Origin of the sequence: Phormidesmis priestleyi ULC007, assembly GCF_001895925.1 — a bacterium.
Taxonomy (GTDB): domain Bacteria; phylum Cyanobacteriota; class Cyanobacteriia; order Leptolyngbyales; family Leptolyngbyaceae; genus Phormidesmis_A; species Phormidesmis_A priestleyi_A.
The window spans coordinates 1-10389 of sequence record NZ_MPPI01000071.1; the positions used below are offsets into that span (position 1 = coordinate 1).

Consider the following 10389-nt stretch of genomic DNA (forward strand, 5'->3'; position numbering starts at 1 on the left):
GGCAACAGTCAAGAAAGGCTCAGAACCACACGGTCGATTGGCGATTTACCACCGCAGATGCTCGCGTCAAACTGAAGCGGCTTTATCCCTCAATTCAACCTTGACTCTCTACTAGGAGTCCAGGGGCACGGGGCTGAGTGATGTCTGGACTTTGACAAAGATTGTTACGACGCTTGGCTTTCGATAAATCAAGTTCCTGAATGACATCTTCCCCTCGATCAAATTTTTTATCGAATTCTTCAGCTTGCATACGCCTAAAAATCTGAGTTGTCTGCTGTTTGAATTTCTTGCTCGTATTGCGCGATCGCTGCTTCAATTACTTCATTACTAACATCTGAGAGGTCAGATTTAGAGTAGATGGTGGCGAGTATGATTTCTGTATTAGTTTTCAGGTAGTAAATAACGCGATAGCCTCCACTTTTGCCCTTTTGAATGTTGCTGTTTTTGAGACGAACTTTGAAAACTTGGTATGCAATGCCAGCAATGCGATCGCCGGGAGTTTCACCTGCTTGAAGTTGGGCGATTAGAGATTGGAGGTCAGTACGAATTGAACGGTAGCGTTTGGCAAGGTCTCGAAGGTCTCGTTGGAAACGGGGAGTCAGGGCGATCGATGCGGGTGATGGTTCACTCTGCATCAATCCCCTCCCACAGTTTCGATAGAGGAATTGTTTGCCCAGCCAAAGCCTCGCGTAATCCTTGATGAATTCCTTCAATCATAGTTTCAGTAGGTGTTTCATCAGGATCAGGGTCGTCATCTTCGGAAAGTAAGACGATGACGCGAACGCGCTGGGGTTTGGTCACGTCTAGAGATCGATCGAGGGTCAGTTGTCCGCTCTCATCAATAGTTGCTGTGGCTTCAATTGCTCTCATACAGGGTGATGGTGGTGTTAATTGCGTCGATCCAATTTACTTCCAGTGAGTCATGATTTTCTGAATCAGCATGAATCAATCGCTCCGGTGGTGGTGATTAATCAATTTGTCATGGTTGGCTTCGTTCATGATGGCTCATCTTTCGAGGCTTGCAGTCGGTGACGGGCGGAAACGATCGCCTCATGCAGTTTGTTTTGCAGCACTTCTTTGGGAGGGAGTACGGTCAGGTATTCGGCGACATGAATGCCGCTTTTATCGAGTTCTAGGAGTTCAATCTGCTCTTGCTTTTTGCCTGCACATAAGATGATTCCCAATGGGGGGAGTTCGTCGCTCTCTTGTTCGTATTTGGCGAGCCAGCGCAGGTAAAGCTCCATCTGACTTTTATATTCGGGGCGGAAGTTGCCCAGCTTTAGCTCGATCGCGATGAGGCGTTTGAGTTTGCGGTTATAGAACAGCAAGTCGATGTAGAAGTCGTCGTTGTCGATTTGCAATCGCTTTTGGCGGGCGATAAAGGTGAACCCTGCACCCAGTTCTAACAAAAATTGTTCGATTTCTCGCAGGATGGCATCTTCAAGGTCTTTTTCGAGATAGCGATCGCTCAGATTTAGAAAATCCAGCACTAGCTGTTTTCGCAACTCCCTGGACTTTAGAAAGTGAACTATAAATGGAAGATGGATATCTTCTCTTTCTATGCGAATTCTGATTGTGAATCCAGAGTGTGAAGTCTTTGCAGAAAGCTCGCCTACCAGCACACAACGCCCAATTAGTTCCTTATTCCCATTTGAACGAACAGTTAATATATCTCCTTTTCGTAGGATATCTATTTCCTTTAAATCTCCATCTAGTGTCACAGAATCTAACTGATCTTCGTGAATCCAGAAATTGTTCTGAAAATCCTTCACACCAACAATCTTGATTGATTCACCTTTGCTATTTTTTGTGAAGTTGAGTCCGTTCCTAAAGGTTGCTATGTCCCCTAATCGCTTTTCAATCCACCCGTCGCCTCTCTGAGTGAAAATGGAATTTAGATAGCTTTCAAAGAATTTGTGGGTGTTGGTGAGGTTCTTTTCGGTGTTGGCGATCGCGCGATCGATTCCCTCGAAGGCTTGGTCTACAATCGCCACAATCCGCTTCTGCTCAGGGATTGGTGGTATTAGAATATTGATCGAGTTTAGCGATTTTTGGTTGAGCTTTGGCTGTGCCATGCCGCTCACATATGGTTCAAGGGAAATAGAGTTTAAATAATATTCGACAAAACTCTGCGTGGTTCTTTCAGCAAATCGAAGCACATGAGCATGGTTATTTACCCAAGCTTTTCCTCTAATTGAGAATGCTATTGGATAGGTTCGTGCCAGAAGATTGGCACCATCTTCAGAGACTAGAAGCAAATCCTCGTCAAAAATATAATCGGCAACATAATCAACAATGCCGGAAGCTCCATAGTAAGGAATAATTCCAGCTTTTCTTGAAGATTGGGTAACAGGCACTCGCTTACTATCGAGGTTCTCGCAGATGTCACCAAGATTCTTTGTCTCCCATTCCACTGCTGAATATTCCCCGTCCATTCTCACCCGCATACCACTCCCCCAATCCCTGCCAAAACCTCTTCACTCTCTACCTTAAAAGCTGCAAGCAGAACCGATATTTCTCTACACTTGTTCATAAGCAGCAATAAAATCATCTCGTGAAATGCCAGATTGAGTGCAGATACTTCTGAGCGTAGAACCCTTGATGCGGTTATGGTTGGCAGCGTTAAGGGAGTATTAGTTCCATCAGGATTTTGTCTAACCATAGAAATATGCTCCTTCTCTCTGACGATTGAAAACCCCAACCCCTCAAGCACTTTAATGACCTTTGCTTTGGGTGCATCAACTGGAAACTTTGCCATTACACGCTTGCCTCTGCCACAAAGGCTTCGAGGATTGAGGATTCAGATTCCAGTACCGATTGTCCAAACGTTTCGACATGAAATAAAATCGCAGAGCGTACATCATCGAGAGCTTCTTCGTAGGTATCCCCTTCACCCACTACAACACCCTGAATCCCTAATGGGTAAGCAACATAGCCATCGGGATGTTTTTCGACAATGATTTTGATATTTTTCATAACTATTTCTCCCAAATTACTTTGAAACCCCAAGGCAAGCTCATACAGTCTATCAACCGCCTAACATCCCCCCAATGCCAGCCAAAATCTCTGCACTCTCTGCATCCAATGCCGCAATCTCATCCATGATTTCCTGCGGTTCTCGGAGCGGAGATTCCGCTGCTTTATTCGGGTTCTTCACTGACAGATCAAACGACTCCCGTTCCACATCGGCGATATCCACCAGCCAAGATTTTTCAGTCTCGGCAACCGTAGCCTGTAACTCTACAAACTCTTGCAGGTCATCGTCATGCAGGGCATTAGTCTTGCCCATATTCCGTCCTGGGTCGAGTTGGTAATACCAGATTTTCTGAGTGGGTGTGCCTTTTTCAAAGAACAGCACTACCGTTTTAACTCCGGCTCCAATAAACGTTCCACCAGGGCAATCCAGAATCGTGTGGAGGTTGCAACTGCTGAGGAGTTCCTGACGTAGGGCGTGGGAGGCATTATCTGAGTTCGACAGAAACGTATTTTTGATCACCACTCCGGCTCTGCCGCTCACCTTCAGAATTTTGATGAAATGCTGCAAAAACAGGAAAGCCGTTTCCCCCGTTTTGACCGGGAAGTTCTGCTGAATTTCCTTGCGTTCCTTGCCGCCAAAGGGCGGATTTGCCAGAATCACATCAAAGCAGTTTTTGTCCTGAATATCGCTCAGGTTTTCGGTCAGCGTGTTGGTGTGGATAATGTTGGGTGCATCAATGCCATGCAAAATCATGTTCATGATGGCAATCACATAAGCGAGGCTCTTCTTCTCCTTGCCCGTAAACGTGCTGGTCTGAAGCTGCTCAAGCTGTTTCGTCGTCAGCTTGCCCTGGCGCAAATAGTCATAGCTCTCGCACAAGAACCCCGCCGACCCGCAAGCACCGTCATAGATGCGATCGCCAATCTGCGGCTTCACCACCCGAATTATGGCGCGAATCAGCGGACGCGGCGTGTAATACTCCCCCCCATTTCGCCCCGCATTGCCCATATTCCGAATCTTGGCTTCATACAGGTGCGAGAGTTCATGCTTCTCCTGCTGCGATCGAAACCGCAACTCGTCCACATACTCCAGCGCATCCCGCAGACTATAGCCGCTCTGAAATCGGTTCTTAATCTCGCTAAAAATCTCACCGATCTTGTACTCGATCGTGGCTGGGCTGGTAGCTCGTAACTTGAACCCCTGAAGGTAAGGGAATAGCTGTCGATTCACGTAATCAATCAGGTCATCGCCAATCAGAGCGTTGTCATGATCGACGGTGCCATCTGCCTTTTTTGGCGCAGCCCAAGACGACCACCGATGCGACCCATCCACAATGAACGTGTAAGACTTGCCCACTAGCTCGGCTTCCAGCGCCTTCTCATGCTCCAGGTCATCCAGATACTTCAGAAACAGCAGCCAGGACGTTTGCTCTGTATAGTCCAGATCTGTAGTGCAGCCCGCCTCCTTCCAGAGAACGTCATCAATGTTTTTAAACGTTTGCTCAAACATCTAGCTTTTCTACAGAGTTTTAGAGAGGAGAGTAAGCGATGGTGCTGCATATAACGCCGCCGCATCGACCGCAAGACTACTCTATCTTGGCATCAGGCGGCATAATTGAGAAGAGCGAATGACAAACTTTGACATTCCTTGCTGTTCACAGCAGAATTGGATAGTTCCTTCCGTTAGCCTTTTTCAAGGCTTTGCTTATGAACGTTTCCCTCACTCCAGAGCTTGAGCAATACGTCCACAGCAAGGTCAAGAGTGGTCGCTACCTCTCTGCCAGCGAAGTGGTACGAGAGGCACTGCGCTTGCTTGAGGAGCGCGATCGCTTGCGGGAGATACGTCTTACAACGCTCAAGAAGGAGATTGCGATCGGCATCGAGGAGCGCGATCGAGGAGAAGTCTTCGACAGCGAAGATGTGATTCAAGAACTGCTGGGACTTGAGTAGACTCGTCAGACTCTCTAATGCAAAATCGCTACACGCTCAGCGCTCAACCCTTTTCTTTCTTCAGAGCCGTGTCAACGCGCTTCAGCAGCCGAGTCACATTTTTGGTGATGCTTTCAAGTTCAGGAGTTCCCGGTTCAGCATAGGCTTTCTGCCAACGGGTTAGCTCAGTCTGCAAACGACGCAGCGACGTTGCAACAGTATTGCTGTCTTCCGTCCCAGAAAGCCGGACATCTGTCACACTTTCCTCGATATCCGTATTCAAATAGCGCCGAACCGTCCGAATACTCTTGCCGATAATCACTTCCAGGGCTGGTCGCAGAGCTTTTTCGCCCTTCGCTGGTCTTCCCTTCACATCCGCGTAACCCGAATCCCGCAATCGCTCGGCTAATGCTCGAACCTCCCCTGGTGTATAGTCCCTTCTCTTCTCGTTCTCTGTAACTTCAACTTGCAGCGCCAGGTCTGGATTTTCCTCAGCATCAAAATCGACCACTCTGACCGGAACGAGGTCGTTTGAAAATTGTTTTGCATAGGCAGTAGGATCTGCCTCTTTCAGCACAAACACTGCTGCTTTGCGATGTCCACCCGCTAGCAACCTGCCCCGTCTATCAACTACCAATGGTTCTAGAAGCCCCAGTACCGCGATCGACTCCGCTAAATCGCTCACATGCTGATTGCTCAGTTCTCTCGTGTCACTGGTGCGATCTAGAATCTTCCCTAACGGCAAAACCGACGGTCGAGATTGTTCTAATTCAGCCTTTGCTTCTGCTTCTCGATCCTTTGCCTGAATAGCAGTCCCTGCGGAATCGGCTGCATCCAACAATTCTGCTGCGCTGCGTCGTCTTGCCATTTCTGCTCCTTAATCCGTAGCTATTTCCATCACCCATTGCGCGATCGCGGTCAGTTCCGTCGCCGATCTCGATCGGGGCGCATAGTTCATCAAAGGTATCTGCTGCGCCCCAGCCTGTGAAAGGTTCGTGTCTTGATGAACAGTGAAGTGCTTAATATCAGAGTAGCGTTGCACTAACTGAGCTGGAAGCTCTTTATCTAATGCTCGTCGTTCATCAACTTGAGATAGAACCAATGCCCACTGCTTTGGTCCTCTACGCTCTCTATTTCGGTAGCTCTCCAAAATACCCATCACTCGGTTGGCTCCCATAATGGCGAAAGGGTGAGCATTGGTAACAACAAGCGTTGTCTGCGCTGCAACCAATCCTAAGCGCTCCAAACTTTCATTCCCTGGAGGGCAATCTAAAATGACCGCATCGTAGGGCATGACCTTCACCAAATCTGCCAGGTCTTCAGGATGGAGCGACTGGATTGTCTGATTTGTTAAATTGGGTCCACCTGGAAGCACATATAACCCTGACGCTGCTTCTAAAGGATTCGGTTGATTGCCCGTCAAAAGTTCAGCCGTGCCAGGTGCGGTCGGGTCTACTCCCAATGCGTAAGCTGCATTTGATTGGGGATCTAGATCAACAACTAAGACTTGCTTACCCTGCTTAGCCAGAACCGAGGCAACTCCACAGGCGATCGTGGTCTTGCCAACTCCTCCTTTTCTTGCCGCCACAGCAACCCGATGTTGCGTCATGTATAACCCACGTCATGTCTATAAGTAAACGATACAGGCTTCGCTATCAATAAGAACCGCTATTTTCTAAACTCTTGAGAAACCCTTCTTAAAAACTAATGAGTAAGGTTGCCTTCACTCCACTGAAATATTTCGTTCAGCAAACTACAGGCTGAATGGCTGAACGCTAGACCTTCAAGGAGAACTCTCAATTAACGCTTGACCAGCCGAATGGGTTCGATTGAGGACAATACTTCTGGCGGTTCCTATGGCTACCGGATGTCGAAGATGGCATTGTCGATGGCAGGGAAGTCGCTAGCGTATGACCTAAAGGGACGCGGGATTGCAGTCGCAATTCTGCATCCAGGTTTAGTGCAAACTCGCATGACCGGATTTACGACCCATGGAATTACGCCAGAAGTTTCTGTGCAGGAATTACTGCAACGGATCGATGCAATGACTTTAGAGAATACCGGAACGTTTTGGCACGCGAATGGAGAAGTGCTGCCTTGGTAAAATGCTCGCATTGTTTACAAGCCTATCTCTAGAGTCATTCCAGCACAGCGCAATCGGTGTGCCAACACATCCCCTAACCCAGTTGCAGGCGTGAGAATTCCGCCCCTTGTCTGCCCTCCGGGTAGCTCCTCCCCGTGCAATGCCAAACTCAGAGCAGATTCACACACCAGCTTGACCGTGGCTCGATTGCCAGGATCGCCCTGATCCCGAATCAGTCCCCGGACTTTGCGCCCATCGATCGCCGTCCCCACAAGTTCGCAGGAGAACCAACCTTCGTTCATCGTTTGCTCAGACGGTCCGCTGCCAGCTTGCGGCAGCATCGGCTGGAGCAGCGATCTCACCTGTGGCTGTTGAAAAAGAAGTCCCGCAACGAGTCCAAGTCCTGCTGTCACGCCCGCTGCTTTTAGCCCTGCAAATGGTTCATCAAACTTGAGGTACTCCTGATAGATAAAGTCCCTTCCATACGGTTCCTGCCATTCCTCATATAGCGCAACACTGCGACGAACTACACGAGTATTCACAGGTGCCATGAAAAAAGGTGCAACCCACGTGTTGAGGTCTGCATCAAAGGCTGGCATTTGAGGATCGCGGTTACGATCCAAATCAGCTTGAGTCTGTGTCTTCACGGGATTCAGCAGAAAGGGTTCGCTCATCTGTGCGCCCGCTCCTGAATCGTAGAGATGAAACGCAGATGCCAGAGTCCCACCGTTAAAGCCACCCGCTGCTTGAAAGTACGCATTCACTTGCTGGCAAGACGTATTGAATTCGCGTTGTAGATGCCGAACCATCAAGTAAGTGCCGAGGTCAGAGGGAACGGAGTCAAACCCACAGCAAGGAATGATGCGTGTGCCGTCGATCGCTGCCTGCGCCTGATACCGATCGATCAGCCTTCTGACCCACGGCGTTTCTCCCGTAATGTCTACATAGTGCGTTTTGAATCGAACACAGGCATCAACTAAAGCATTGCCATAGCGCGCAAAAGGTCCAGCCGTGGTGAGAATGACTTGGGTTTGAGCGGCGATCTCATCGATGGCTGGCTGATCCTGACTATCGGCAACCAGCACATCTACGCTTACACCCATCTCATCTCGAACCGCTTCTAATCTCTGGCGATTTCGTCCTGCTATTGCCCAGCGCACTGAGTCAGAAACGTGATTGGCAAAATAGTGGACGGTCTGTTTGCCAACAAAGCCACTGGCACCATAGAGAACGACATCATAGGAACGATCAGACATTGCAGCAAGATTCCTAGCACTAGACGACTCATCTATCCTGCAACAGGAGTTCATAACAGGCAACTACACAAAAGGAGAAAAATTCCCTTGCTTTAGGGTGGTTACGACACGGTGCCAGGACTTATCCTGAGTTGCTCAAAGCGTTGGATGACGCATTCTCAGAAGTGACAAAAGAGGATTGGTTGGGTTGGTTTACGCACTGTTGTTACCGTACTTAACTAGGTTGATAAACGCTATATACGCCAAAGCCATTGAGATGCACGTTTTGACTTTGGATCATGTCAATCATCATCCAGCAAAGCGTTTGCAGGTGACGAGCATCCTGCCACACGATGCCATATTGACGCAGAAAATCATTCAACGCATTATAGAGTCGGGAAGTGGGAGCCATTGTTTTTGCTGTTAGGTGTGGTAACTTTCCAGCATAAATCATGCTCTCCTTCCCTTCTAGCCTGCCTTTCATCCCAAAACAGTTTTGTCAGTCAACCAGGACGCAGGACTGAATCTGCTCATCTTCAAGCTTTAGCGCTTTTGGTGCTTCCTGATTGCAGCGCGATGTAGTCATGAGCGCCTGTTTAGCTCTTGACAACCACAGTAGACTTTCGAGGAGTAAACGACGATGCAACATCAAGGCGAACGGCTGGCACTGGGTCAAGAATGCATTCCAGCGAGTGAAGCAGCCATTATTCAAGCCATTGAGCAGATTAGTTTGACCTTGCTGAAGACCGATTATCCTGGTAACATTCGACCCGCCAAGCGGGATGCCCATGCCAAGCATCACGGCTGCGTCAAAGCTGAATTCATCATTGAGAACCATCTGCCTGAGGCGCTCAAGGTGGGGCTTTTCCGGGAACCGCGCACGTTTCCGGCCTGGGTGCGCTTTTCCAACGGGGCTCGTGAATCGCAGGCGGATGCGAAGGGAGACACGCGCGGAATTGCTGTTAAGCTATTGGGTGTTGAAGGTGAAAAGGTGCTAGAGGGCGAAAAGCATTTGCAGACTCACGATTTCACCCTGGTGAATCACCCTGTCTTTGCGATTCGGAACGCGCAGGATTACCTAGATTTATTTAACGCAATGAGCTACCGCATCCGCAACTGGTCTGAGTATAACGCCGGATTGAAACCAAGAGGAAGCCTGACGTTCTGGGTCGATGAATCGGCTCTGGAGTCGTGGATTGTGCCAACCTTCAGCGGTAAACCGGGTGCTTCACTGCTGTATAGCAATTTAGCCATCACCACGATGGTGACGCTGAAATCGATTTATGGACTGGCAGGACGACAATGCCAGGGATTCGTGGAATCGGTGTTTGAACTGATGGGCATCAAGTTGCCAGTGCCCGACCATAGCACGGTGTCTCGGCGACTGGGCAGCCTGTCCATCGTGCTTCCTGTATTACCGAAAACAGACGCGAAGCATGTGGTCGTAGACTCGACGGGGGTGAAAGTGTATGGCGAAGGGGAGTGGAAAACGCGGCAACACGGCATCAGTAAACGGCGGACTTGGCGTAAACTGCACCTCGGTGTTGATGAGCAAACCGGAGAGATTCTCGCGGCTTTTGTCACCACCAATGCCATCAGCGATGGGCAAGTATTGCCGGAATTATTAGATCAAATCGACGGAGACATCGACCAAGTTTCCGGCGATGGAGCGTATGACCAACGGCAATGTTACGATGCCATTCGAGACCGCAAAGCTAGGGCAACGATTCCCCCACGCCGAGGGGCCAAGATTTGGAAACATGGCAACACTCAAGGAGAACGGCACAACCGAGATGAGAATCTCCGTCGCGTCCGGAAAGTTGGGCGTAAAGCCTGGAAACAAGAGAGCAACTACCATCGCCGTTCATTAGCAGAAACGACAATGTTCCGCTTCAAGACGATCTTTGGGGGGAGTCTCAGTTCGCGTGATTTTGACAATCAAGCTGTGGAGTTGGTGATTAAATGTGCAGCTCTCAATCGCATGATCCAGATCGCAAAACCCGATAGTTATCGAGTTGAAGCTTAGTTAATAGTGTTCTCAAGGTTAAGTCTGGGAGCATCCCACCTTTGCGATGAGTATTCATACTCAGTGCCAACCTCGCCATTCAATTGGACAATCTAATAGAAGTCGTTCTGAGAACCCGCGAAATGACCCCTGAACAAGGG

At 49.0% G+C, this 10389-nt stretch carries 13 protein-coding genes and 1 pseudogene; 4 read left to right on the top strand and 10 right to left on the bottom strand.

Annotated elements, in window-relative coordinates; all coding sequences use genetic code 11:
* Positions 1-254 precede the first annotated feature (254 nt).
* The 6 genes from BRW63_RS26175 to BRW63_RS26205 all read right to left on the bottom strand — a co-directional run bounded on the left by BRW63_RS26175 (position 255) and on the right by BRW63_RS26205 (position 4486).
* Complete coding sequence (locus tag BRW63_RS26175; protein ID WP_073075261.1) at positions 255-635, bottom strand: type II toxin-antitoxin system RelE family toxin; 381 nt, start codon at positions 633-635, stop codon at positions 255-257.
* Positions 625-870 carry a type II toxin-antitoxin system RelN family antitoxin gene (locus tag BRW63_RS26180; RefSeq protein ID WP_073075262.1) on the bottom strand — a complete coding sequence of 82 codons (246 nt, stop codon included), beginning with the start codon at positions 868-870 and terminating at the stop codon, positions 625-627. Before BRW63_RS26180 ends, BRW63_RS26175 begins: the two co-directional genes overlap by 11 nt.
* Positions 871-995: 125 nt before the next feature.
* The gene (locus BRW63_RS29315) at positions 996-2414 is read right to left on the bottom strand and encodes a PDDEXK nuclease domain-containing protein (RefSeq protein ID WP_223257529.1); all 1419 of its coding nucleotides are present in this window, start codon (positions 2412-2414) and stop codon (positions 996-998) included.
* A 23-nt stretch (positions 2415-2437) separates the two neighbouring features.
* Positions 2438-2758, bottom strand: coding sequence for a type II toxin-antitoxin system HicA family toxin (locus BRW63_RS26195; RefSeq protein WP_219898748.1), 321 nt, complete (start codon positions 2756-2758; stop codon positions 2438-2440).
* Entirely contained in the window at positions 2758-2976 is a 219-nt protein-coding gene (locus BRW63_RS26200) for a type II toxin-antitoxin system HicB family antitoxin (RefSeq protein WP_073075263.1), read from the bottom strand. Before BRW63_RS26200 ends, BRW63_RS26195 begins: the two co-directional genes overlap by 1 nt.
* A gap of 52 nt (positions 2977-3028) precedes the next feature.
* Entirely contained in the window at positions 3029-4486 is a 1458-nt protein-coding gene (locus BRW63_RS26205) for a class I SAM-dependent DNA methyltransferase (protein WP_073075264.1), read from the bottom strand.
* Between the two features lie 197 nt (positions 4487-4683).
* Between BRW63_RS26205 and BRW63_RS26210 the strand changes: the two genes are divergently transcribed.
* On the top strand, positions 4684-4926 hold the full coding sequence (locus BRW63_RS26210) for a type II toxin-antitoxin system ParD family antitoxin (RefSeq protein WP_073075265.1): 243 nt from the start codon (positions 4684-4686) through the stop codon (positions 4924-4926).
* Positions 4927-4969: 43 nt separating this feature from the next.
* Here the strand turns inward: BRW63_RS26210 and BRW63_RS26215 are convergent, their stop codons facing one another.
* Both BRW63_RS26215 and BRW63_RS26220 read right to left on the bottom strand, forming a co-directional pair.
* Positions 4970-5773: a ParB/RepB/Spo0J family partition protein gene (locus tag BRW63_RS26215; protein WP_073075266.1), complete on the bottom strand. Its 804-nt coding sequence runs from the start codon at positions 5771-5773 to the stop codon at positions 4970-4972.
* A gap of 9 nt (positions 5774-5782) precedes the next feature.
* Complete coding sequence (locus tag BRW63_RS26220) at positions 5783-6514, bottom strand: ParA family protein (RefSeq protein ID WP_073075267.1); 732 nt, start codon at positions 6512-6514, stop codon at positions 5783-5785.
* 210 nt (positions 6515-6724) lie between these two features.
* Between BRW63_RS26220 and BRW63_RS26225 the strand changes: the two genes are divergently transcribed.
* The gene (locus BRW63_RS26225) at positions 6725-7009 is read left to right on the top strand and encodes a Rossmann-fold NAD(P)-binding domain-containing protein (protein ID WP_244913297.1); all 285 of its coding nucleotides are present in this window, start codon (positions 6725-6727) and stop codon (positions 7007-7009) included.
* 14 nt (positions 7010-7023) lie between these two features.
* Here BRW63_RS26225 and BRW63_RS26230 read toward each other — a convergent pair whose 3' ends face one another.
* Positions 7024-8244: a saccharopine dehydrogenase family protein gene (locus tag BRW63_RS26230; RefSeq protein ID WP_073075268.1), complete on the bottom strand. Its 1221-nt coding sequence runs from the start codon at positions 8242-8244 to the stop codon at positions 7024-7026.
* 214 nt (positions 8245-8458) lie between these two features.
* Positions 8459-8635, bottom strand: coding sequence for a hypothetical protein (locus BRW63_RS28640; RefSeq protein WP_181314509.1), 177 nt, complete (start codon positions 8633-8635; stop codon positions 8459-8461).
* 228 nt (positions 8636-8863) lie between these two features.
* On the opposite strand from BRW63_RS28640, the pseudogene BRW63_RS29750 reads away from it, so the two are divergent.
* A pseudogene (locus tag BRW63_RS29750) lies at positions 8864-9310 on the top strand (catalase); the annotation flags it as partial.
* 9 nt (positions 9311-9319) lie between these two features.
* On the top strand, positions 9320-10249 hold the full coding sequence (locus tag BRW63_RS26245) for an IS5 family transposase (RefSeq protein WP_083583267.1): 930 nt from the start codon (positions 9320-9322) through the stop codon (positions 10247-10249).
* Positions 10250-10389: the final 140 nt, after the last annotated feature.